This window comes from Nitrosomonas sp. (genome assembly GCA_016703745.1).
Classification (GTDB): Bacteria; Pseudomonadota; Gammaproteobacteria; order Burkholderiales; family Nitrosomonadaceae; genus Nitrosomonas.
This window is the reverse complement of the sequence record JADJBK010000006.1, coordinates 2,173,751-2,195,889: the sequence shown is the minus strand read 5'-3', so window position 1 is coordinate 2,195,889 and position 22,139 is coordinate 2,173,751. Positions and strand designations below refer to the sequence as shown.

At 46.3% G+C, this 22,139-nt stretch carries 27 protein-coding genes and 1 pseudogene; 9 read left to right on the top strand and 19 right to left on the bottom strand.

Annotated features, from left to right (window positions below; translation table 11 throughout):
• Positions 1 to 17: 17 nt before the first annotated feature.
• From tatB to IPG31_11480, 15 genes are all read right to left on the bottom strand, one after another.
• Positions 18 to 437 (bottom strand): twin-arginine translocase subunit TatB, encoded by a 420-nt coding sequence (tatB, locus tag IPG31_11550; GenBank protein MBK6618955.1) that lies wholly within the window; start codon positions 435 to 437, stop codon positions 18 to 20.
• A gap of 34 nt (positions 438 to 471) precedes the next feature.
• A complete protein-coding gene (gene tatA / locus IPG31_11545) occupies positions 472 to 702 on the bottom strand; it encodes a Sec-independent protein translocase subunit TatA (protein MBK6618954.1) in 231 nt (76 codons plus the stop codon).
• Between the two features lie 22 nt (positions 703 to 724).
• Positions 725 to 1,075, bottom strand: coding sequence for a histidine triad nucleotide-binding protein (locus tag IPG31_11540; GenBank protein MBK6618953.1), 351 nt, complete (start codon positions 1,073 to 1,075; stop codon positions 725 to 727).
• 28 nt (positions 1,076 to 1,103) lie between these two features.
• Complete coding sequence (locus tag IPG31_11535) at positions 1,104 to 1,433, bottom strand: phosphoribosyl-ATP diphosphatase (GenBank protein MBK6618952.1); 330 nt, start codon at positions 1,431 to 1,433, stop codon at positions 1,104 to 1,106.
• Positions 1,430 to 1,819: a phosphoribosyl-AMP cyclohydrolase gene (gene hisI, locus IPG31_11530; protein MBK6618951.1), complete on the bottom strand. Its 390-nt coding sequence runs from the start codon at positions 1,817 to 1,819 to the stop codon at positions 1,430 to 1,432. The genes IPG31_11535 and hisI overlap by 4 nt, the downstream gene beginning before the upstream one ends.
• 52 nt (positions 1,820 to 1,871) lie before the next feature.
• Positions 1,872 to 2,648 (bottom strand): imidazole glycerol phosphate synthase subunit HisF, encoded by a 777-nt coding sequence (gene hisF / locus IPG31_11525; GenBank protein MBK6618950.1) that lies wholly within the window; start codon positions 2,646 to 2,648, stop codon positions 1,872 to 1,874.
• Between the two features lie 22 nt (positions 2,649 to 2,670).
• A complete protein-coding gene (hisA, locus tag IPG31_11520; protein ID MBK6618949.1) occupies positions 2,671 to 3,438 on the bottom strand; it encodes a 1-(5-phosphoribosyl)-5-[(5-phosphoribosylamino)methylideneamino]imidazole-4-carboxamide isomerase in 768 nt (255 codons plus the stop codon).
• A gap of 83 nt (positions 3,439 to 3,521) precedes the next feature.
• Positions 3,522 to 4,157, bottom strand: coding sequence for an imidazole glycerol phosphate synthase subunit HisH (gene hisH, locus IPG31_11515; protein ID MBK6618948.1), 636 nt, complete (start codon positions 4,155 to 4,157; stop codon positions 3,522 to 3,524).
• Positions 4,158 to 4,176: 19 nt separating this feature from the next.
• A complete protein-coding gene (hisB, locus tag IPG31_11510; GenBank protein ID MBK6618947.1) occupies positions 4,177 to 4,764 on the bottom strand; it encodes an imidazoleglycerol-phosphate dehydratase HisB in 588 nt (195 codons plus the stop codon).
• 42 nt (positions 4,765 to 4,806) lie between these two features.
• Positions 4,807 to 5,883, bottom strand: a complete 1,077-nt coding sequence (locus IPG31_11505; protein MBK6618946.1) for a histidinol-phosphate transaminase — start codon at positions 5,881 to 5,883, stop codon at positions 4,807 to 4,809.
• A gap of 41 nt (positions 5,884 to 5,924) precedes the next feature.
• Positions 5,925 to 6,221, bottom strand: coding sequence for a hypothetical protein (locus IPG31_11500; protein MBK6618945.1), 297 nt, complete (start codon positions 6,219 to 6,221; stop codon positions 5,925 to 5,927).
• Between the two features lie 133 nt (positions 6,222 to 6,354).
• Complete coding sequence (locus IPG31_11495; GenBank protein ID MBK6618944.1) at positions 6,355 to 7,137, bottom strand: hypothetical protein; 783 nt, start codon at positions 7,135 to 7,137, stop codon at positions 6,355 to 6,357.
• 132 nt (positions 7,138 to 7,269) lie between these two features.
• A complete protein-coding gene (locus IPG31_11490; protein ID MBK6618943.1) occupies positions 7,270 to 8,220 on the bottom strand; it encodes a homoserine kinase in 951 nt (316 codons plus the stop codon).
• 114 nt (positions 8,221 to 8,334) lie between these two features.
• Positions 8,335 to 8,709 (bottom strand): DUF2782 domain-containing protein, encoded by a 375-nt coding sequence (locus IPG31_11485; GenBank protein MBK6618942.1) that lies wholly within the window; start codon positions 8,707 to 8,709, stop codon positions 8,335 to 8,337.
• A 50-nt stretch (positions 8,710 to 8,759) separates the two neighbouring features.
• Positions 8,760 to 9,479 (bottom strand): TIGR00730 family Rossman fold protein, encoded by a 720-nt coding sequence (locus IPG31_11480; protein ID MBK6618941.1) that lies wholly within the window; start codon positions 9,477 to 9,479, stop codon positions 8,760 to 8,762.
• Between the two features lie 14 nt (positions 9,480 to 9,493).
• On the opposite strand from IPG31_11480, the gene polA reads away from it, so the two are divergent.
• Positions 9,494 to 12,220, top strand: a complete 2,727-nt coding sequence (polA, locus tag IPG31_11475) for a DNA polymerase I (GenBank protein MBK6618940.1) — start codon at positions 9,494 to 9,496, stop codon at positions 12,218 to 12,220.
• A gap of 137 nt (positions 12,221 to 12,357) precedes the next feature.
• Positions 12,358 to 13,536 (top strand): fatty acid desaturase, encoded by a 1,179-nt coding sequence (locus tag IPG31_11470; GenBank protein MBK6618939.1) that lies wholly within the window; start codon positions 12,358 to 12,360, stop codon positions 13,534 to 13,536.
• Between the two features lie 88 nt (positions 13,537 to 13,624).
• On the opposite strand, the gene rpmG is transcribed toward IPG31_11470, so the two are convergent.
• A complete protein-coding gene (gene rpmG, locus IPG31_11465; protein ID MBK6618938.1) occupies positions 13,625 to 13,780 on the bottom strand; it encodes a 50S ribosomal protein L33 in 156 nt (51 codons plus the stop codon).
• 43 nt (positions 13,781 to 13,823) lie between these two features.
• Complete coding sequence (gene rpmB, locus IPG31_11460) at positions 13,824 to 14,060, bottom strand: 50S ribosomal protein L28 (GenBank protein ID MBK6618937.1); 237 nt, start codon at positions 14,058 to 14,060, stop codon at positions 13,824 to 13,826.
• 159 nt (positions 14,061 to 14,219) lie between these two features.
• Between rpmB and IPG31_11455 the strand changes: the two are divergent.
• A pseudogene (locus tag IPG31_11455) lies at positions 14,220 to 14,439 on the top strand (transposase family protein).
• Positions 14,440 to 14,671: 232 nt separating this feature from the next.
• Here IPG31_11455 and IPG31_11450 read toward each other — a convergent pair.
• Positions 14,672 to 14,965, bottom strand: a complete 294-nt coding sequence (locus IPG31_11450; GenBank protein MBK6618936.1) for a BON domain-containing protein — start codon at positions 14,963 to 14,965, stop codon at positions 14,672 to 14,674.
• 142 nt (positions 14,966 to 15,107) lie between these two features.
• Entirely contained in the window at positions 15,108 to 16,040 is a 933-nt protein-coding gene (gene miaA / locus IPG31_11445) for a tRNA (adenosine(37)-N6)-dimethylallyltransferase MiaA (protein ID MBK6618935.1), read from the bottom strand.
• A 123-nt stretch (positions 16,041 to 16,163) separates the two neighbouring features.
• Here miaA and IPG31_11440 point away from each other — a divergent pair, with 123 nt between their 5' ends.
• From IPG31_11440 to IPG31_11415, 6 genes are all read left to right on the top strand, one after another.
• Complete coding sequence (locus IPG31_11440; GenBank protein ID MBK6618934.1) at positions 16,164 to 16,355, top strand: twin transmembrane helix small protein; 192 nt, start codon at positions 16,164 to 16,166, stop codon at positions 16,353 to 16,355.
• 131 nt (positions 16,356 to 16,486) lie between these two features.
• On the top strand, positions 16,487 to 18,211 hold the full coding sequence (locus tag IPG31_11435) for a cation:proton antiporter (protein MBK6618933.1): 1,725 nt from the start codon (positions 16,487 to 16,489) through the stop codon (positions 18,209 to 18,211).
• 893 nt (positions 18,212 to 19,104) lie between these two features.
• Positions 19,105 to 19,728 carry a hypothetical protein gene (locus IPG31_11430; protein ID MBK6618932.1) on the top strand — a complete coding sequence of 208 codons (624 nt, stop codon included), beginning with the start codon at positions 19,105 to 19,107 and terminating at the stop codon, positions 19,726 to 19,728.
• 141 nt (positions 19,729 to 19,869) lie between these two features.
• Positions 19,870 to 20,352: an IS66 family insertion sequence element accessory protein TnpB gene (tnpB, locus tag IPG31_11425; GenBank protein MBK6618931.1), complete on the top strand. Its 483-nt coding sequence runs from the start codon at positions 19,870 to 19,872 to the stop codon at positions 20,350 to 20,352.
• Positions 20,352 to 20,456, top strand: a complete 105-nt coding sequence (locus IPG31_11420; protein MBK6618930.1) for a hypothetical protein — start codon at positions 20,352 to 20,354, stop codon at positions 20,454 to 20,456. Before tnpB ends, IPG31_11420 begins: the two co-directional genes overlap by 1 nt.
• Before the next feature lie 65 nt (positions 20,457 to 20,521).
• Entirely contained in the window at positions 20,522 to 21,526 is a 1,005-nt protein-coding gene (locus IPG31_11415) for a DUF4917 family protein (GenBank protein MBK6618929.1), read from the top strand.
• Positions 21,527 to 22,139: the final 613 nt, after the last annotated feature.

The following is a 22,139-nucleotide window of genomic DNA, read 5'->3' as shown; positions in this document are numbered from 1 at the left end:
TTTACGTATCGTATCGATTATTTTTTGGTGGCGCGACTGGCTGAAGTGGTGTCGGAATTTGCCATAAGGGGTTCTGGTTGGGAAGCAGCGGGGTCAGGTGTTGCAATGCGGGTTGTTTCCTGCTCTACGTTGGTGTCTACGGTGCTTTTGCTTGCTGTATCCGGGGAAATATCGGCAGATTTCCGGATTTCAGATATTTCTTTGGTTAACGAATTCTCAAATGTGCTGATATTGTCGTGCACGGCATCCTGCAGTTTTCTGAGATTATCCAGCTCTATTTCGGCACGAAGATCGCGCTTGATGCTATCCACGTAACGCTGCGCACGCCCCAGCAAGTGGCCGATGGTGCGCGCAACAATTGGTAATCGCTCCGGACCCAGAACGATCAGACCAACGATCATAATAATCATCAATTCAGCAAAGCTGATATCAAACATCAGTTAACCCAGAGAATATTCTGTGCGCAGCTTGTCAGACTCTGGTCTGATCTTTTTCCTTGATTTCATGCTCAACGGGCTGATTATCTATTTGCTGTGAGGGCGGTGGAGAAGTTGTATCGTCATTAGCGCTTTTCATACCTTCCTTGAACCCTTTAACCGCTCCACCCAGATCACTACCCAGATTACGCAGCTTTTTAGTCCCGAATACCAATACTACAATTGCCAGAACGACCAGCCAATGCCAGATACTGAATGCTCCCATTATTTACTCCCGTGAAAATGATTCAATCATTTTTGATCATAGCTGGCAGACGATTATTTCCAGAAATGACATGGATGTGAAGATGCGCAACCTCCTGTCCTCCGATATAACCCGTATTGATAATTGTGCGGAACCCGTCCTTGCATCCCTGGGCGGTTGCCAGGTTTGGGACCAGGCACATCATTTTGCCCATCAACTGCTGGTGACTGGCATCAATGTTACTTAAAGCACCAATATGCAGTTTTGGAATCAGCAAAAAATGTATGGGGGCAACGGGATGAATATCCAGAAAAGCCAGCGTATCTTCATCCTCATGAATAATGCTGGCGGAAAGTTCTTTCCGTACTATTTTGCAGAAAATACAATCTTCCATAATTTCCTGATCTTTAACCTGGTCTAGTTTACTGGTTAGTCAATCGTGACTGTTTCTCATCAATACCGGACATCCCTTCCCTGCGTGCCAGTTCCTGCAAAACAGCATCAGGTGAAATGTCATGATGCGCAAGCATCACCAGACAATGAAACCATAAATCGGCTGTTTCATAAATGATCTGCTCGGCATCACCGTCCTTGGACGCCATAATCGTTTCAGCCGCCTCCTCCGCAATTTTTTTTAAAATCTTGTCCTGACCACTTGTCAACAGTTTTGCGACATAAGAGCTGGCAGGGTCAGCATGCCTGCGTGTTTCTATGGTTTGTGAAAGTCGCTGGAGGATTGTGGATGATGTCATTTGGTATAGATCAGTGAAGGATCCTTGATAACAGGAGCTGCCTCGATCCACTCGTTTGCTTCCAGTTTATTAAAAAAACAGCTTTCCCGTCCAGTGTGACAAGCAATACCACCGGATTGCACCACGGAAAGCAGCAATACGTCTTCATCGCAATCAAGATAAATTGCCTTGATTTTTTGTTTATGGCCAGATTCCTCACCTTTATGCCACAGCTTCTTTCTGGAACGCGACCAGTAAACTGCCTCGCCTTGAGCAACAGTCAATGTGAGCGCTTCACGATTCATCCAGGCAAACATCAATACCTTGCCGCTACCTTCTTCCTGGACGATCACCGGAATCAATCCATCCGCTGACCAGTTGATCTTGTCGAGCCAATTATTGGGCATAAATACTCTCACGATATCCTGTAAATACTACCTGCCTCAGTTTACCCTAATATCACAGGCGTATTTCTACGCCATGAGTAGAAAGATACTGTTTGGCTTGTGTAATCGTGTATTGACCATAATGAAAAATACTGGCCGCCAGCACGGCATCCGCTCGCCCTTGCAGAATACCATCGACCAGATGATCGAGGTTGCCCACGCCACCGCTGGCAATAATGGGCAGATCTATGGCATCTGATATGGCACGGGTCAAGTCAAGATCAAACCCAGAACACGTTCCATCTCGATCCATACTGGTAAGCAGGATCTCCCCCGCACCCAGCGACTGCATCTTTTTCGCCCAATCAATGGCATCAATACCAGTTGGTTTGCGACCACCGTGCGTAAAAACTTCCCAGCTTTTTGAGCCGTCAATTAAATTGCTTCCTTGCCTGGCATCAATCGCGATTACGATACATTGAGAGCCATAATATTCAGCTGATTCTGCCACCAGCAACGGATTCAGAACGGCAGAAGTGTTGATACTGACTTTGTCAGCACCGGCATTCAGGAGTCGGCGGACATCTTCCACCTTACGCACCCCACCACCGACTGTCAGCGGAATAAAAACCTGGGATGCAACTTCCTCTATGATATGCAGTATCAGATCCCGCCCATCCGAACTGGCAGTAATATCAAGAAAAACCAGTTCATCCGCTCCCTGTTCATCATAGCGTCTGGCAATCTCAACCGGATCGCCAGCATCCTTGAGCGAAACAAAATTTACCCCTTTTACCACGCGTCCATTACTGACATCCAGGCAAGGAATGATGCGTTTGGCTAACCCCATGACAGAAAGTGCAGGAAATTGATCATGCTGGAGAAGTGATTTTGCTATTTAGCAAACTCAATTCATCAGCCAACGCTTGCGCCTCACCGAAATCCAGTGATCCCTGATAAATAGCACGACCAGTTATGGCGCCCATAATCCCACGCGACTCGACTTCGCACAGTTTTTTGATATCCTCTAAATTTGTAATGCCGCCACTGGCTATGACCGGAATAGTCAGTGTATCGGCCAATGCAACGGTAGCTTGGACGTTCATACCATTCATCATGCCATCCCGGCCAATGTCAGTATGAATGATAGCTTCCACGCCATAGTCCTGAAATTTTTTAGCGAGATCGACCACATCATGTCCCGTCACTTTGGACCAGCCATCGACTGCGACCTTGCCATCTCTGGCATCCAGCCCAACCATAATCTGTCCAGGAAAGGCATAACAGGCATCGTGCAGAAAACCCGGTATTTTGACGGCGGCGGTACCAATAATAACGTAACTGATACCATTATCAAGATAGTGTTCGATCGTATCCAAATCCCGAATACCCCCACCTAACTGAATTGGTATCTTCCCACCTACGGCTTCTACTATCAGGCGAATGGCTCCGCTATTTTTAGGCTTGCCAGCAAAGGCACCATTCAAATCAACCAAATGCAATTGCCGCGCACCTTGGTCAAGCCATTGCCGGGCAATGATCGCGGGATCCTCGGAAAAAATAGTGGCATCTTCCATCATGCCCTGTTTCAGGCGAACACAGTTTCCATCCTTCAGATCTATAGCAGGAATAATTAGCATAGCGATGTCTGATTAGTTAATTTTTTTGGATAAAGAAAGCGATTGGAGATAAAGAGATCAGGAACGAGCAAGGGTAACAACAACTACGGCATCCATTTCAAAAAATTGCTTAATAACCGCAGTCCAGCCAACTGGCTCTTTTCTGGGTGAAACTGCACGGCAAAGATATTATTTTTAGCAACTGCGCTGGTAAAGGGTGTCGGATAATTAGTATTGGCCGCAATGATATCGGGCGCTTTGACAACCACGTAATAGCTATGTACAAAATAGAACCGGGCACCCTCTGGAATATTTTCCCATAAAGGATGCGCAATATTATGCCGAACCTGATTCCAGCCCATATGAGGTATTTTAAGTTTTTGATCATCAGCATTTACGGGCTGGGATATGAATTTTTTGACATAGCCAGAAAAGATGCCCAGTGCCTCGCTGTTTCCTTCTTCACTATACTCAAAAAGCATTTGCAACCCAAGACAGATGCCGAGAAAAGGCTTGTTCTCCGCAGCATCAAGCACCACTTCGCGTAATTTGTGATCCGATAATGCCCGCATGCATTGCGGCATCGCACCCTGCCCGGGAACGATCACACGCGATGCCGCCCGTATGATTGCAGGATCACTCGTCACAACAACATTTTCGCCTGAACTGACATGCTCGACCGCTTTGGAAACCGACCGCAAGTTTCCCATACCATAATCTACAATTGCGATTGTACTCATACTAACCAAAAATCCGTTTTTACAGTGATCCCTTGGTGGATGGTACGCTGTCAGTGCAACGCGAATCAGTAGCAATGGCCATTCGCAAGGCACGACCAAATGCTTTGAAAATCGTCTCAGCCTGATGATGCGCATTACTTCCAGCCAGATTGTCGATATGCAGCGTTATCATCGCGTGATTGACCAGACCCTGAAAAAATTCATGGATTAAATCCACATCAAATGACCCGATCATGGCGCGTGAGAAAGTCGCGTTAAACTCTAAGCCCGGTCGCCCTGATAGGTCAATGACCACTCTGGATAGCGCCTCATCCAGCGGCACATAGGCATGCCCATAGCGCATGATTCCTTTCTTGTCACCAATAGCCTGGAACAATGCCTGCCCAATGGTGATGCCGATATCTTCGACCGTATGATGCGCATCAATATGCAGATCTCCCTGAGCGGCCACGCTTAGATCCACCAGGCCATGGCGAACGATCTGATCGAGCATGTGATCGAGAAAGGGGATGCCACTGTCCAGCCTGGCCTTCCCCTGACCGTCCAGATTGATGGCAACTACGATCTGAGTTTCCTGCGTGTTACGTGTTACGTGTGCTGTACGCATGAGATTATTCACACCAAGGCGAGTAGGTACTTGGTTAGCAAATCAGTCTGAATTTATTAAACTGCTGATTGTTGTAAGAAACTGAGTATTTTCATCCACTGTGCCAATAGTGACACGAAGACAATTCTTTAACAAGGGATGAGTATTGTCAAGATTCTTTATTAGAATCCCCTGCTGAATGAGTGCCTGAAAAATTTTGCTGGCATGATTTACCCGAAATAAAATGAAATTTGCATCCGACCGAAAGACTTCAACACCGTCGAGCGCAGCAAGCTTTGACATCAGTATCGCGCGATTTTGCTTGATTTCACAGGCTTGTTGCCGCAGCACTTCAAAATGCCGCATAACTTTTGCAGCGATCAACTGCGTGACAACCCCAATATTATAGGGTAAGCGAATTTTTTCAAAATGCATTAGCCATTCCGGCCTGCCAATCAACAACCCCAGCCGCAAACCAGCCAACCCCAATTTAGAAAGCGTTCGCATCACCAGCAGATTCGGGTAGTCAGGCAATTTATCAAGAAAAGTTTTATCCGCAAAGGGATGATAGGCTTCATCAATAACCACCAACGCCGAAGAAGCCTCGGTAATTCGGCACAGCGCCTCGACATCAAACAGATTGCCGCTGGGATTGTTGGGATAAGCCAGGAAAATGACCGCTGGTTGATGTTGGGAGATAGCATCCAGCATGCGATCGACATCCAGCGAAAAATCCGGCAATAGTGGAATGCCAAGGTACGGCATGTTGGCAAAAGCAGCAATCATGCGAAACATGGCGAAACCAGGTTCGACTGTCAGCAGTTTGGCTCCAGGGCGGGCAGTTGCCAGCGCAATAATCTGGATAATCTCGTCCGAGCCGTTGCCAAGCAGTATATCCATGCCGTCAGGAATCGACAACGCCACACGCAGGGTTTGCTTCAGGTGAGCGGCATGTGGATCGGGATAACGGTTGATTTCGGCATTAGCGACAATCTGGGATATTTCTTCACGCAGAAATGGTGGTAGCGGATAGGGATTTTCCATCGCATCCAGCTTGATCAGGCCCTTGGCCGGAGGCACGTGATATGCAGAAAGCGCCAGAATTTCCGGGCGAATGATTTTATTAACTAATGAAGACATGAAGGTTGCAAATGGGCTGTGAATATTGGTGCAATCTGATTCTAGTGACTATTACTGCGGTCATCCTGATCTCGCCACCGCAAATACAGCAATGCAACCACAATGACGCTGACCGGCAAGATAACGTAATAACCCAATGCCTGCATGATCTCATCTGCATGACCGTTGGGCGGCTCGGTGTTCAATATTTTATATCCATGCAAGGCGGCCATCATCAGCACACACACCAATCCTGTCCAGCGGCGGTTCAAAAAATCACGCTTGGTTAAAAGGGTAAATCCATGCGCGAAAAAAAAACCAATAAAAAAAACAAAAGTATAAAAAATCAGTGCGCCCACAAATGATCAATAAGCCATATGGTGAAGTGATGAAATACAAAAAATATTACGATTACAAATTTCAGGCGAGTATATAACAGCTTGATGAAGGGCGGCAGAACTTCCCTTCATAATCGGAAATGTTTGCTCCGCCTCAGCTGTTTTCATTACCATCATTTTGCGCAGGCGGGGTAGCAGACCCCGATTCAGGTGTAGATACGACTTCGTCTTCATAATGAAAAATATCCTTGTAGCTGATGTAAACAGAGGCAAATGCAACAGGAAACCATAGAATAAAACCCAGTCCATAGGGTATGGCTGCCAGTACAGCCAGTATAATCAACGCCACAAAATAAAGCTGAAAAGCAAAAAGATTTTTCAGACACGCAAAAAAGCTAATGCGCATAGCAAGAACAGGAGGTATTTTTTCGAACATAACCAGCATGGGAGCAAACCAGACTGCCATCATCAATGGAATCGCCAGCAACAAGGAAAACAGAATGGCAGACAAAGCGTCATCCATAATGGCAGCCAGCTCATTTTCCTGAAAGCGCTTGCCATATAACCACATATCAACTAGTGCATCGCCACCCAGCAACATAAAAATACCGATGATCAGAACATCGCCAATCAGGTAAATGCCTCCAACGGTAATCAGCGCAACAGTATTTTTCCTGAATCCAATAAACAGATATTCGAGCTCCAATTTATTATTAAGATCCAGCTGTCTCAATGCAACCATAATCCCAGCGATAAAAACGGGTAATGTCAGCGTGCCAACAAATCCACCGAGTAACGGAACCAGTCCCAATGTTGCGCCAATCAGCAGATAAGTGAAGCACAGCAATATCAGATTAAGGGGAGCCTCTCGAAAAAAATAAAGACCGCTCACGATCCATTGCAGTCCCCGCATAGTACGGACATGTCGAGCTTCCATTTAGTTTGATTCTCCTTGAGTTGGTGGCAAACCGATTTGCCAGTATTCACGTAACCAGCATGCAAATAAAAAAATTGATAGTGTTGTTCTATTTTGTTGCCATATGGCCTGGAGTGACTTTTATGCTAGCGTTCAGTGGCCGGGAATTACCAATTCTTCTGGATGGGCTATGTGATACATCAGAATTTTTTTGAAATGTTCCGGATCTTTCTGGTGTGTCAATTCACCCGGACGCGGCAGATGAAAATCATAAAGTCGTGACAGCCAAAAGCGCAACGCCCCTGCGCGCAACATTCCTGACCAGGCCAGCTGCTCATCAGCGTTCAGGGGACGCACGCTGTGATAAGCCAGAATAAATGCTCTGGCACATACTTTATCGAAAAGATATCCTTCACGAAAACACCAATCATTAGTCGTTATGGCAAGATCATACAAGAGCGCATCATTGCAAGCAAAGTAGAAATCGATTATGCCCCCGATACCCCCTTCACCAAACAGAACGTTATCACGAAACAGATCCGCGTGGATTACCCCTTGAGGCAGTCTTTCGGTTTGTTGTTGCTCCTGAAAATGAATCTCGTCAATCAGCAGTTTCTGATCTGCAGGACTGACAAAAGGCAAGACTGCTTCAGCGGCAACGCATCGCCAGTGAGAACCACGTGGATTCAGGTTTTGTGGTGGATAAGATAACCCCGCCAGATGCATTCTGGCCAACATTTCTCCGATTTGCATGCAATGTGTTTCCGTCACATCCACGACCGACCTGCCGGGAAGAAAAGTAACGATGCTGGCAGGTTTGCCATTCAACAACCTTATTATTTCGTTATTGCGCATTTTGACAGGTCTTGGACAGGGAATGCCCTCACCGGAAAGATGTGCCATCAGATTGAGATAATACGGCAACTCAGTTGCAGCAATTTTTTCAAACAACGTCAGAATATATTTTCCTTGTGACGTTGTGACGAAGTAATTCGTATTTTCGATACCCGAGGTAATTCCCTGCAATTCAACCAGTTTTCCGAGTGTGTAATTTTGTAACAAAACTTCCAATTGAACTTTGGAAACCGGCGTAAAAACAGACATGAATGAAAAATCTATAAAAATTGATTTTAAGCTGGCGACTAGCGCTGGTTGCAGTTTCTAACTGACCAGGCAGTTCTATCAAAAACGCCAGAAACTAAGGGCAACACAACTGCATCAGAAGCGATAAATTTCCCACATAGGCACACTGACTCCGGATTCCATATTGCCACGGTGAGGGGATTCGCCTGCCCTGTTCCGGTTGAGCAGAAAATAAGGCTTACCAATTTTTGGAGTGATTTTGATCATATAAAGCTGTCCATTGACACGATATTCTTCGACGGTTTCATCTTTTCCTTCAGTGATGGTAACTTCTGGCTCCAGTGATGGATCCAATCCCGAATCGGGACCAGGCATTCCATCCTGGGCAATCGGTTCAGTGTACTCTGGCAAGGGCACCAGTCCTTCAGGTTGTCGGCTGGATTGAGCCACTACTCCGAAAGCTATCCAAGAAAGACTAATGACAGCAATCGCAACAGTTAACCATTTCATGCTAATCACTCCTCAAAAAAATGGCTGGAAATCAGCGCGCCGGGTGAAATTTAGAGGTTAAGCTGAATTTCACGTTCTGTAGCCGATGGTTCAAAGCCCGAAGTCTCATAATAACGGAATATGGCATCTACGACCTGTGCAGGCTCATCAATGAGCTGAATGAGATTCATGTCTTCTGCTGAAATGAGATTCTCCTTGACCAGCGTCTGCTGAAACCAATCCATTATGCCCCGCCAAAAATCCGTGCAAACCAGAATAATGGGCATTTTTCGGGTTTTACCTGTTTGCACCAGGGTTAATGCCTCCATCAACTCATCTAGTGTGCCAAACCCTCCCGGCATCACTACATACGCAGTCGCGAATTTAACAAACATATACTTGCGTGCAAAAAAATGGCGAAAAGTCTGACTGATATCCTGATAGGTATTACGATGTTGTTCATGCGGCAGTTGAATATTGAGTCCCACACTGGGTGATTTCCCAAAATAGGCGCCTTTATTGGCCGCTTCCATAATGCCTGGGCCACCACCCGAAATGACTGAAAACCCCGCATCCGACAATTGCCTCGCTATCGCCTCGGTTAATTTATAATAAGGATGCTCGGGGGTAGTTCTTGCGCTGCCGAAGATGCTGACGGCAGGCTGGATGCACTCCAGTCTTTCGGTTCCTTCAACAAATTCCGCCATAATTCCAAATACACGCCATGATTCCCTGGATGACCAGGGTTTTTCCAGTATCAGAGCGCTGGCAAGTTTGGTTTGCAAGCTCATAGAGGTCCTTTCTAATGAAAACACTTTTGATGGTTGATGGTTCTTCTTACCTGTATCGGGCCTTTCACGCATTACCGGATTTACGCAATCGCTTGAACGAACCCACTGGTGCGATTTATGGTGTGCTGAACATGCTGCATCGCTTGCACAAACAATATCAGGCCGATTATAGCGCGTGCGTGTTTGATGCAAAAGGCAAAACCTTTCGCGACGCGATTTATCCGGAATATAAAGCACATCGCCCAGCCATGCCCGCAGATCTTGCCAGTCAGATTCCGTTTCTGCATGCGTGTATCCGGGCAATGGGCTGGCCATTACTTATGGAAGAAGGTGTTGAAGCCGACGATGTCATTGGCACACTGGCGCGATATGCCAGTGATAACCAGGTTCAGTGTGTCATCTCCACTGGTGATAAGGATATCGCCCAACTGGTCAGCCCCAGCATTCAGTTGATCAACACCATGAACAATGAATTGCTGGATGAAACTGGCGTCATGCAGAAGTTTGGTGTTACTCCGGCACAGATCATTGATTTTCTGGCATTGGTAGGAGATAGCGCAGACAACATTCCTGGCGTGGAAAAAGTGGGACCCAAAACGGCTGCCAAGTGGCTGCAGAAATATGACAATCTGGAAAATCTGATTATCCATGCTCATGAAATCAGTGGTCAAGTAGGCGAAAATCTGCGTCGAAGCCTGGACTGGCTGGAAACAGCCAAAACACTGCTGACCATCAAATGTGATGTCCCGCTGGGACTCAACTGGCAGGATTTGGTTGCCCGACCACCCGACACCAGCGAACTGGCCATACTTTATGAACGGCTCGAATTCAAAAGCTGGTTACGCGAGTTGACGCAAGAAACCGGCGATACGATATCAGCACAGAGCGCGTTACTGATTGAATGCGCACCAACTGATTTAATCAGTAATAACGACTCACCCAATTATGAAACCATCCTGACTGAATCACAATTCAATGACTGGTTACTACGTTGCGAACGTGCCGAATTGGTCTCACTGGATACGGAAACGACCAGTCTTGATCAAATGCAGGCACAGTTAGTTGGCCTGTCATTTTGCATGGAAGCCGGGAACGCAGCCTATCTGCCATTGGCGCACACTTACTCGGGTGCGCCACAGCAACTGGATACCAATTGGGTACTGGCACGCTTACAGCCCTGGCTGGAGAATTCAGACAAATTTAAAATCGGACAGAATCTAAAGTACGACAAGCATGTACTTGCCAATTACGGCATTACCCTCAAGGGCATCATGCACGATACCCTGCTTCAGTCTTATGTGCTCGAATCCCATCTGTCGCATGATCTGGACAGCCTGGCAAAGCGTCATTTAAATTACACCACTATTTCCTATGAAGAGTTGACTGGAAAGGGCGCGAAGCAGATTGGCTTTGCACAGGTCGCCATCGATCAGGCAGCCCATTACGCGGCTGAAGATGCTGATATTGCCCTGCGCCTGCATCAATTCTTGTTTCCGCAATTAGGCAAGACAGCACATCTCACTGACATTTACCAGCAAATTGAACTGCCGCTGGTTGATATCTTGTTCCAGATTGAACGTAACGGCGTATTGCTGGATGTTGATCAATTACATGCCTACGGCAAAGAAGTGATGCAGCAACTGGAGATTCTGGAACAACAGGCACATACTACTGCTGGACAGACATTCAATTTAAACTCAACCCAACAAATTCAGGAAATTTTGTTTGGGCAACTGAAATTACCCATCATCAAAAAGACACCCAAGGGCGCGCCATCTACAGATGAGAGCGTACTTCAGCAGTTGGCGCTGGACTACCCATTACCCAGGGTTTTGCTGGAATATCGCATGCTGGCCAAACTCAAATCGACTTATATCGATAAGCTACCCAGAATGATCAACCACAATACAGGACGAGTGCATACCCATTATGCGCAGGCGGTCGCCGTCACTGGTCGACTGGCCAGCAACGAACCCAATTTACAGAATATTCCGATTAAGACGCCAGCAGGACGCCGTATTCGTGAAGCATTTATCGCACCCGAGGGCTGGCATATTGTCTCTGCAGATTACTCGCAGATCGAACTTAGAATAATGGCACATATTTCTCAAGACAAAGGATTACTAAAAGCCTTTACTGAGGGACAGGATGTACATCGCGCCACTGCCGCAGAAATATTTGGCATATCAGCTGAAAAAGTGAATCAGGAGCAGCGTCGCTACGCTAAGGTGATCAATTTTGGCCTGATTTATGGTATGTCAGAATTCGGCCTTGCAGCGCAGCTAGGTATAGATCGCATCGCAGCGCGGAATTTCATCGAACGCTACTTTATTCGCTATCCGGGAGTGTCTGATTATATGCAGCGCACACGTGCGATGGCGAAACAGAACGGATATGTCGAAACAGTGCTGGGACGCAGATTACAACTACCGGATATTCACAGTCATCAACATAACCGCCGCATGGGCGCAGAACGCGCTGCTATCAACGCACCGATGCAGGGCACTGCGGCTGACATCATTAAGCTTGCAATGATCGCAGTGAATAACTGGCTGACACAAACTCATGCACAGAGCAAGCTTATCATGCAGGTTCACGATGAATTGGTACTGGAAGTTCCAGAGAATGAATCAGCAACCATGATGCGGCAACTTCCCGCCTTGATGGAAAACGTTATCAAGCTGGATGTGCCGCTGGTCGTGCAGACAGGTCAAGGCAGGAACTGGGAGCAGGCACATTGATTGCTACCATCTTGAGGACTGCAGTATCTTTTTTACCGTATTCATAAATTTATCATCATAACCCTTGATTTATGCTCGGCATGTCTATACATTAAGGGTGTTATTGTGCTGTTTTTTTGAGGAGGATTTTTGACAGAATGGATATTTTATTATTTGGCTTGATTGATCTACCGTGGTGGGGCTACATTGTCGTCACTTTGGTGCTGACACATATCACTATCGCCAGCATTACCATTTTTTTACATCGCCACCAAGCGCATCGGGCACTGGAACTGCATCCTATTCCAAGCCATTTTTTCCGTTTCTGGCTATGGCTAACATCGGGCATGGTTACCAAAGAATGGGCAGCAATTCATCGCAAACACCACGCAAAATGTGAGACTGTAGACGATCCACACAGTCCCGTAATCTATGGCATCAAAAAGGTACTGACTGAGGGGGCGGAACTTTACAGGATAGAATCCAAAAATAAGGAGACCTTAGAACGTTACGGCCACGGCACGCCTGATGACTGGGTGGAGCGGAATGTTTACACCGGACACAGCGCTGCCGGGATTGCTTTAATGCTTATTATTAATGTCGTGCTATTCGGGCCTATCGGTTTGACCATATGGGCGGTACAGATGATGTGGACACCAGTGATGGCCGCAGGCGTTATCAATGGGATTGGGCACTTCTGGGGTTATCGCAATTTCCGGTCAGGAGATGCCAGTCGCAATGTGTCGCCATGGGGGATTTTGATTGGTGGTGAGGAATTACACAACAACCATCATGCCTACCCAACCTCGGCCAAATTATCCAACAAGTGGTTTGAGTTCGATATTGGCTGGATGTACATTCGATTAATGGAAATGATTGGTTGGGCTAAAGTCAAAAAAATAGCCCCCAAGCTGCAACTGGACAAAACCAAAACCGAGTGTGATTTTGAAACATTGCAGGCGGTTATTTCGCATCGATACGAAGTGCTGGCAAACTATAGCAAATCGCTTAAAATTGCCTTTAAAAAGGAAATTGTACATATACAAAATGCTGCTGTAGCGCACGGCATTGATGGCGCAACTCTGAAGAACTGGGTAATGGCTGATGCGAAAACACTACAAGCAGAAGAACGCGATAAGTTATCCCAGGTATTGAGTCAAACTCAAATGGTGGAGCAACTTTATCGTATGCGGGAAGAACTTTCCATGATTTGGGAACGATCTGCCGCCACCAAGGATGAACTGCTCAAACAGCTGGAAGATTGGTGTCATCGGGCTGAAGCAAGTGGTAATGAGTTTCTTGAGCAATTCTCACGACGCTTGCGTTGCTATGCCTGATATTTAATTTCATAACAAAAGTAACAACAAAAAACCCGCTAAAGCGGGTTTTTTGTTGTTACTACAGGAACAAAATTAATTTATCTCATTATTTTAATTTTGTTTCTTTATACGCCACGTGCTTTCTTATCACCGGATCATATTTTTTGAGTTCCAGTTTTTCTGGATTAGCCCGTTTGTTTTTGGTCGTGGTGTAAAAATGACCTGTTCCAGCCGACGATTCCAACTTTATTTTCTCACGCATAAAATGCTCCGCCTCTATTTCTAACTATAAAATCAATCGATAATTATATGCGCTCTCCGCGAGAGCGCATATCAGCCAGAACTGAATCCAGACCATTCTTATCAATAGTGCGTAATGCGGCATTGGTGAGACGAATTCGAACCCAACGGCTTTCGCTTTCCAGCCAGAAACGACGCGACTGCAGATTAGGCAAAAAACGACGTTTCGATTTATTATTGGCATGAGAAACGTTGTGACCAGACATAGGTCGCTTACCTGTAACTTGACAAACTCGCGCCATTATTTTCCCCTTCAATCTAAAAATACTAAAGTCCGTGATTATAGCCCGAAAGCGCGTTGCTTTTCAATGAAAAGCGGTATTGCTTACAAGGTGATTGCGTTTAAGAGCACTTGAAAATAGAATTCAGATGAGGCATCATGACAATCACTTTGATTTTAAATTATAAATTTTCAAAAACCTTTAATTATTCATCACTTCCTGAGCATTAAATATCCCAAGTAAACAGACAAAAGAAACATCAGCCACCAGATATTTTCTTTATCAGCATCTGTGCGCTACGATTTGTGGTGCAGATAATTGGATTGCCATTGAACAATCTGGCTTGGCAAAAGAGGCGTGGTTCACCGAATTACTGAGCTTGGAGCATGGCATACCTTCACGATGATGTGAAAACATTTTTTTAAGCCATCTTTATCGCCGGTAGCGGCCTCGGGTAATCATAAAGGTGCACATGGCCGGAAAAACATCCAAAGCTGGCGTCAAGATTAAGCGTTTAAAAGCTGGACGGGATAATTTAAGCGTGACCACCCCACCATCTAACGAAAGATGCAGCAATCAGCGCAACATTTTCTTTATCTTTGTTTTTCGCCGATTGCCCGCAGAATCAATTTCTACTGTGAACCGCCCAAGACGATTTCATTCTCTACTTTTTTCACCCCTTCTACCAGCCATGCCTGCATCACTGCATGGTCCATTTGTGCCTGATTTTTTGCCATTCCGCTCAGAAAAACTTCGCCATTTTCAACTCGAACCTTTAAACCGAGTGATGCAAGCTCTGGTGTTGTTGAAAATTTTGTTTTAATAGCAGCAGAAAGCGACGTATCATCAAAATAACCGCCGCCGCCACCCGCACCACTCCAGGGATTATTGCTGTTTTCGGAATCACCGCAGCCGGAAACAGTCATTACAGCTATGCAAATTGCAGCAAAACACGACCTTTTTAGATTCCTCAGTTGATACATGACTTCCCTCCTTTTGTAAATTTAAAGATGACGACAACAATACTGGTTCGGCCTTAACCATCTTTGCATATCGGTATTACCATTTCTAGCACAGTGCTTTATCTGATAAGTTTTTCGCTAAGTGATCAATAACCCAGCTAGACAAATTGGATGCCAAACAGTCAAACGATTGCATGTCATGCATGGATCGCAGCCATGTTAATTGCCGTTTAGCCAGTTGCCTGGTTGCAATCACACCCGTTTCCCGCATTTTAGCTAAATTAATCTGATTGTCCAGATAGCGCCATGCCTGCCGATAGCCCACACATCTCATTGAAGGCATGTCTGCCGTTACTGGAAATCGCTCGCGAATTCCAGATAATTCCTCTACCAGCCCCATTGCCAGCATTTTATCAAAGCGCTGTGCAATGCGGTTATGCAAGATTGCCCGATCACTTGGCAACAAGGCGATATTGACAACCCGATAGGGGAAATAGTTGCGTGATTCTTTTTCTTGGGCTTGGGCCTGCAATACAGACATCGGCCTTCCTGTCAAATAGCAGACTTCCAATGCACGTTGAACTCGCTGACTATCACCTGGTTGAATTTTTGCGGCAGTAACAGGATCCAGCAGTTTCAGCCGAGAATGCATTGCTGGCCATCCTTCAGAGCGTGCAGCCTGCTCCAATTCATCCCGTAGATGCGCATGGGCCGAAGGCAATTCAGTGATGCCTTCGCGCAGTATCTTGAAATACATCATGGTTCCCCCCGCAAGCAATGGAATTTTGCCGCGAGCAACAATTGCTTGCATCGCCACCAATGCATCACTTCTAAATTTAGCTGCCGAATAGCGCTCATGAGGATCAATCAGGTCAAGCAAATGGTGCGGCACAGACTTTTGCGTTACTTGATCAGGTTTGGCGCTTCCAATATCCATATAGCGATAAATTTGTGCCGAATCGACACTGACAATTTCTACCGGAAAATATTGAGCAATATTCATTGCTACTGCAGATTTACCACTAGCCGTTGGGCCCATCAAAAAAATTGCCGACGGTTTCGAATTATAGGAAGGATTCACGAATAGTCGTTATCAGTTAGAATGAAAGCGTGCCTGCATTTCGGCGTAGTGATCATGATTTGCTTATACCAAGGAGAAAATTTGAAAATAATTGCCATTTTATTCATGCTACTGATTGTATACAGTCTAGGTTCAGCTCTTTACTACATGGTCAGGGATAAAGGAAATAGTACCCGCATGGCCAGATCGCTGACCATGCGCATCGGGTTATCATTGGTTCTGTTTGTCGTCATGATGGCCTGGACCTATATCAGTTACATTCATGAAAGTTAGCAAGTGACCGTGTTAGTTAGTCATTATTAGCTGCCCAGCTAACCACCTGCTTTCAACCCCTCCCCCCGCATTTATGCGGTCGAATAAACTGTGCAGCCACCAGTAGATTGTTATCGCCTCTATAAATGTAAATGCCACATAACACTATTTTAATCACCACCATTGCCATCAGTCTGGGATTGGCATTATTGCTCGGCATGGTTGCTCACCGCCTGAAATTACCCGTACTGGTTGGTTATCTGGCTGCGGGGATTATTATTGGTCCGGCTACACCAGGATTTGTCATCGATCTCGAATTATCGAGTCAACTTGCTGAAATTGGCGTGATTCTGCTTATGTTTGGTGTCGGTTTACATTTCTCACTCAATGATCTTCTGGCAGTGAGAAAAATTGCCATTCCGGGTGCCATTCTACAAATACTGGTTGCCACCATATTGGGCGCCATAGTCGCGACTTCCTGGGAGTGGAGTCTGGGGGGCGGGATCGTATTTGGACTTGCCTTGTCGGTTGCCAGTACAGTAGTGCTGTTACGAGCTCTCGAACACCGTGGTCTGCTCAAGTCGATCAATGGAAAAATTGCAATTGGCTGGTTAATCGTCGAAGACTTGGTCGTGGTACTGGCACTGGTACTGTTGCCGGTTTTATCCGCCTGGTTTGCAACAGACGCAGATTCAGCTTCGATCACTGGCAGTGGTGGTCTGGATTTATTCATAGCGCTTTTCATTATTTTAGGCAAGGTCTCGATCTTTATTGGTTTTATGCTGGTTATTGGTAAGCGTATCTTTCCAAAGCTGCTCTGGTATGTCGCCAGCACAAAATCCCAGGAACTCTTTATTCTCTGCGTGGTTTCAGTAGCAGTCGGCATCGCCTATGGCGCTACTATTCTATTTGACGTATCACTCGCTCTAGGCGCTTTTTTCTCGGGCATGGTCATGCGTGAATCCCCATTGAGCCATCGAGCCGCTCGGGAATCCCTGCCTCTGCGAGATGCTTTCTCTGTATTGTTTTTTGTGTCGATTGGCATGCTGTTTGATCCCAATATACTTATGAATGAACCACTGAAGCTGGTAATTGTGGTCATGATCATCATTTTTGGCAAATCCATGATTGCTCTGTTGCTCATTCTTGCCTTGCGTTATCCACTTAACACGGCGCTGACAGTTTCAGTCAGTCTCGCGCAAATTGGCGAGCTCTCTTTTATACTCGCGTCTCTGGGTCATTCACTGGGTCTCCTGCCAAGTGATGGTTATAGCCTCATCCTGGCGGGCGCGCTGGTGACTATCACTCTCAACCCACTGGTATTTCGGACAGCAGAGCCCATTCAGAACTGGATTCGTTCCCGTTCCAGGTTGGCGCGTTTTGTCGAGCGGCCAAATGATCCTCTGGCGGAACTGCCGGTCGCGGTCAGCTCCAAAGTGGTCACCAACCATGTCATCGTCGTCGGTTTTGGTTCGACAGGTGAACGAATAAGTGCTTTACTGACAAATCAGGCTATCCCCTTCGTCGTTATTGACCCAAACCGAGAGTTGATAGAACAACTGCGCGGAGAGGGGATCCACGCAGTAGCAGGTAATGCAAGCGAGCCCACAGTATTAATCCAGGCGCATATTGCCCGATCGGCTGTGTTGGTGATTACGGTATCAGATCCTATTGCCGTCAGGCAAATGGTTGAAGTATCACGCATCCTGAACCCCCACAATGAAATTCTAATCAGTACATTTAACAAGGAAGAGGCGGCTATTCTTCAACAGGAACAAACCGGAACGATTTTTCTGGGAGAACGGGTCCTGGCAGAAAACGTGGTGGCACAAGTAACGCGTAGCCTGCAAGAGCATAAAAATACGAATAATGCGTGAAACGCATACTTGGCAAGTTGGTACTCTTCCTCTTCAGAATATAAAGAAAAATTCCCAAACAAAAATCCCACGTTTAGAAATGTCACCATGAAAATCAGCATAGCAGGATTCGTTCATGATGGCTCACTAAAGCAGAACCACTCTACAATTCATACGCCCTACAGACGTGGGCATGATTGTTTTCACCCATTCTTATTTTATCGTACTCGATTATTTATTTGAACCTCTGTTTGTGTTTGGCAAAAACCTGATGGGAATACAGGTTATCGCCCTACGCGGACTTTGACTGGCACCCAATTCAACCGACACAGCAGTTTTACCTTTTCTGGTCCATTCAGTGTGCGGTTCAAAAATAGAAAATACTTTTTCTTCGTGCGGGATGGGTTTGCCCTGAATGACCCGGTGTTCGGTAGCGGTTGTCGCAGGGTTCGATGCTGGTTGACCAATTCATGAAGGTGATCAGTCATCTGGGCATTTCGGAGGACCCGCATGAGGATTCCTTCGAATAAAATTCGTTTTTGAAGGTGCATATTTTTTCAGACCATGATCGAAATTTGAAGATTTTATCTTCTGATAACAGGCTATTAATGTTGATTTGGTTCAAAATATCCGCAATCTTTCTTACTGAAACCAGATGCAACTTGTTATTTTTAAATTTTAGAAATGGTTTTCTGACAGACACTATATATCCAGTTGTGATCAGCCAGATAGCCGATCAGGAGCCATAACAAAAGATTTGAACCTTTCTTTGTTTTGCAGGAATGAACGGTGTGCAAGAAAAAAATTGTTAAGTAATATGCAAAAAGTGTTGCCACATATCAGATGCTTGCATCATTATTTATCTTGGCATGTTGTAATCTAAATGGGTTTAAATAATTAATCAGGAGAAAAAAATGAGTTCAGGAAGCGATGATTTTAATGATGATTCCCCTCAATCAGGGAGCCACAAACAATTCAAATTTACTATCAGTAATGGCGTAGTTACTCATGTTCTCGAATTTAAAGAGGGTTCGTACCGATCGAAATCAATTGATGCAGACGATATATACACAGTTGGCGCGAATGGTGTAGTGGAACATCGTGAATTGAAGCCATTGGGAACAGAAATTATACGTTATGCTGATGCCGATAATGACGGGGTGTATAACCGAATTTCCGAACAATGGATTGGTAGTCGCTTCGTATTAAAAGATGATCTCAAGTACTTACCAACCGATGGCAATGATCTCATCGCCGTTCGTGGCGGTGAAGATTCCCATGGCGGAAAAGGATCTGATGATTTTGTAATTCGTGAGGCAAATCATCTGCGAATTGGGGATTTTATCTCCAGTGATGATGATCTGGTATTCGATACAGGACTGGGCTTAACTTCAAGAGATCATCTGGCTAGGCTTATTCATGAAATTCGCCAGGAAGATAGCAATTTTGTTGTGGATTTTGGCTCTGGCGCCTCTATCACCTTGGTTGGCGTGCATTTCCATCAGATTTCCTGGGATGATGTCAGTGTACTGAGTTAATCTTGGAGTGATAGAAACCAAGGGGTCGTTAATAATAAGCGCAACTATTAGACGACAATTGTAACCGTCCAACGCTCCCATCTACGCAATCACAATTTTCTGGATTATTCTCCTCTGCATTACCTTACAGGAGGATAAGCCATGGCATTACAGGATGACAAGCAAAAGCATATCAGCAACTGGCAGGCGAGCGGTTTGTCGCAGGCGGCCTATTGCCGGGCGCGGGGGTTGATTGCGCACGCGGGTAAGATCTGGCTGGCGGTCGATTCGGTGGATATGCGTCGCGACATGGATGGCTTATCGATGATTGTGCAGCAGGTATTGAGTCACCCGCCCTGCGCGGGTTCGGCGTTCATATTCTGCAATCGCGCGGGCAATCGCATCAAGGTCTTGCTGTGGGATGGCACGGGGGTGTGGTTATGTCAGCGCCGCCTGCATCAGGGGCGGTTTGTCTGGCTGAGGCAGGATGCGGCGTGTGTCGAATTACGAATTAGAATTACGGAATTACGAATTACGAATTACGAATTACGAATTACGAATTACGGTGACAGTTTACCAAATACACTAACTATGCCATGCTGGCAATGTTGCATAATCGGTATATTTAGTAAACTGTCACCGTAATCTTAGATTTTTACCAGAAGCCTGGTGGGTGGTTTGAGGTGGGGGCCAACGACTTGACCCTGCGCAAGTGCCTTGAAACCAAGGTGGACATCTTTCGCGCGTAGTTCGCACAACGTTGGACGATCCATCAGCGCCAGGTGAATCTCGTAGATTTGGCATGTAGGCATTCATGGAAAAGATCAAGATCGACGTATGGGCAAGTCTTCGTGATGCCAATTGGCAAACCTTGCTGCTAGGCAATGGGGCAAGCATCGCCATACACAATGAGTTTGCATACCCAACACTCCACAGCGTTGCGGACGCAAAAGGGTTGCTCGCAACCACCGCGCCGATTTTCGCGAAGCTCGGAACAACGGACTTCGAGCATGTGCTGCTCGCGTGCTGGTATGCCGAACACGTCAACGTGGCCTTGGGAACTCCGTCGGCCGACATTTCTGCAGCCTACGCGGAAGTGCGCACAGCATTGATCCAAGCTGTGCACAGCGTACATCCGGTTCATGCCGATGTCGCAGCGGACCTGCAAAGGGCGGGTACCTTCGCAAGCTCGTTCCCTACCGTCGTCAGTTTGAACTACGACCTTACTCTCTACTGGGCCATGCTGCTGTTCAATGCAGCAAACGGCAGCTGGTTCAAAGATGCCTTCCATCACAGTGAGTTTCAGACGGATTGGGGGTATCTGCGCAGGCCGCTTCCCCCCGCTACGGGCGCCACTTTGGTGTTTTATCCTCACGGCAGCTTGTCGGTGGCGCGCGACTACATTGGCGATGAAACAAAGATTGCTGTCGCTGCAGGTGACTTACTTGAGACGATTACGCACCGATGGTCGTCCGGACACTATGTGCCGGTTTTTGTTAGCGAGGGCACGAGTAAGGAGAAGGTCGCCTCCATTCGTCGGAGTCACTACCTGACGAACGTGTATGAGGAGGTGCTACCTGAGCTCGGCGAGAACCTGGTCGTGTATGGCTGGAGTTTCGACGAACGGGACCAGCATGTGCTCAATGCCATCTCGGCGAATCCGCCGAAGCGAATGGCAGTTTCGGTGTTTACTGGACAACCAGACGGAGATCAGCAGGCGTTCTGCCATCAGGTGCTCAAAGCCGCTGGCCAGTCCTTGCCAGATACCGTTCTGACATTTTTTGATTCTCGGAGCCCTGGTTGCTGGAACAATCCATGAATCTCCTGTGGGTTTGCTTCTGGAACTAGACGTTGACCTATCTGGCGATCAGGAGGGCGGCCTCAACTTCTCGCCTCGCTACGAGTCCAGGCAGCACTTTCCCGCCTCCATAGACCCATCTGCGAAGCTCTGTCGCGGCTGCGGGGATTACGGTGACAGTTTACTAAATATACTTAACTCCCGCCCTTTACTTTTTTTGGGGTCGCGTTTCTTCGCCTTAAGTTCACGACCAGCCATTGCCGTTAACTTTTCGATCTAATCCTCTGAACTAAATAGCCGGGCATCGCAATACGAGGTAAGCGAGTCATATTGTCGATATGGCACAATTAGTTTATTCAGTAAACTGTCACCGTAATTACCCGTAATTGCATTAAAATATTTTATGATCTATATATAGATCATAATTTTGACATGAATTACGGTGGAATTACGGTGACAGTTTATCAAATTCACTGGTTATACCATATTGTCAGCATGACTATTTGGTCTGAAAAATTAGATCGAAAAGCTAACGGCCAGTCATTGCTGTTAACTTTTCGCTCTAATCCTCCAAACCGAATAACTGGGCATTACAATACGAGGTAAGCGAGCTATGCTGACAATATGATATATT

Bases quoted from the DNA above. Each gene is read 5' to 3' on its own strand.
- tatB (MBK6618955.1), bottom strand. From the start codon at position 437: ATGTTTGATATCAGCTTTGCTGAATTGATGATTATTATGATCGTTGGT.
- tatA (MBK6618954.1), bottom strand. From the start codon at position 702: ATGGGAGCATTCAGTATCTGGCATTGGCTGGTCGTTCTGGCAATTGTA.
- IPG31_11540 (MBK6618953.1), bottom strand. From the start codon at position 1,075: ATGGAAGATTGTATTTTCTGCAAAATAGTACGGAAAGAACTTTCCGCC.
- IPG31_11535 (MBK6618952.1), bottom strand. From the start codon at position 1,433: ATGACATCATCCACAATCCTCCAGCGACTTTCACAAACCATAGAAACA.
- hisI (MBK6618951.1), bottom strand. From the start codon at position 1,819: ATGCCCAATAATTGGCTCGACAAGATCAACTGGTCAGCGGATGGATTG.
- hisF (MBK6618950.1), bottom strand. From the start codon at position 2,648: ATGGGGTTAGCCAAACGCATCATTCCTTGCCTGGATGTCAGTAATGGA.
- hisA (MBK6618949.1), bottom strand. From the start codon at position 3,438: ATGCTAATTATTCCTGCTATAGATCTGAAGGATGGAAACTGTGTTCGC.
- hisH (MBK6618948.1), bottom strand. From the start codon at position 4,157: ATGAGTACAATCGCAATTGTAGATTATGGTATGGGAAACTTGCGGTCG.
- hisB (MBK6618947.1), bottom strand. From the start codon at position 4,764: ATGCGTACAGCACACGTAACACGTAACACGCAGGAAACTCAGATCGTA.
- IPG31_11505 (MBK6618946.1), bottom strand. From the start codon at position 5,883: ATGTCTTCATTAGTTAATAAAATCATTCGCCCGGAAATTCTGGCGCTT.
- IPG31_11495 (MBK6618944.1), bottom strand. From the start codon at position 7,137: ATGGAAGCTCGACATGTCCGTACTATGCGGGGACTGCAATGGATCGTG.
- IPG31_11490 (MBK6618943.1), bottom strand. From the start codon at position 8,220: ATGTCTGTTTTTACGCCGGTTTCCAAAGTTCAATTGGAAGTTTTGTTA.
- IPG31_11485 (MBK6618942.1), bottom strand. From the start codon at position 8,709: ATGAAATGGTTAACTGTTGCGATTGCTGTCATTAGTCTTTCTTGGATA.
- IPG31_11480 (MBK6618941.1), bottom strand. From the start codon at position 9,479: ATGAGCTTGCAAACCAAACTTGCCAGCGCTCTGATACTGGAAAAACCC.
- polA (MBK6618940.1), top strand. From the start codon at position 9,494: ATGAAAACACTTTTGATGGTTGATGGTTCTTCTTACCTGTATCGGGCC.
- IPG31_11470 (MBK6618939.1), top strand. From the start codon at position 12,358: ATGGATATTTTATTATTTGGCTTGATTGATCTACCGTGGTGGGGCTAC.
- rpmG (MBK6618938.1), bottom strand. From the start codon at position 13,780: ATGCGTGAGAAAATAAAGTTGGAATCGTCGGCTGGAACAGGTCATTTT.
- rpmB (MBK6618937.1), bottom strand. From the start codon at position 14,060: ATGGCGCGAGTTTGTCAAGTTACAGGTAAGCGACCTATGTCTGGTCAC.
- IPG31_11450 (MBK6618936.1), bottom strand. From the start codon at position 14,965: ATGACTGTTTCCGGCTGCGGTGATTCCGAAAACAGCAATAATCCCTGG.
- miaA (MBK6618935.1), bottom strand. From the start codon at position 16,040: ATGGGCCCAACGGCTAGTGGTAAATCTGCAGTAGCAATGAATATTGCT.
- IPG31_11435 (MBK6618933.1), top strand. From the start codon at position 16,487: ATGCCACATAACACTATTTTAATCACCACCATTGCCATCAGTCTGGGA.
- IPG31_11430 (MBK6618932.1), top strand. From the start codon at position 19,105: ATGAGTTCAGGAAGCGATGATTTTAATGATGATTCCCCTCAATCAGGG.
- tnpB (MBK6618931.1), top strand. From the start codon at position 19,870: ATGGCATTACAGGATGACAAGCAAAAGCATATCAGCAACTGGCAGGCG.
- IPG31_11415 (MBK6618929.1), top strand. From the start codon at position 20,522: ATGGAAAAGATCAAGATCGACGTATGGGCAAGTCTTCGTGATGCCAAT.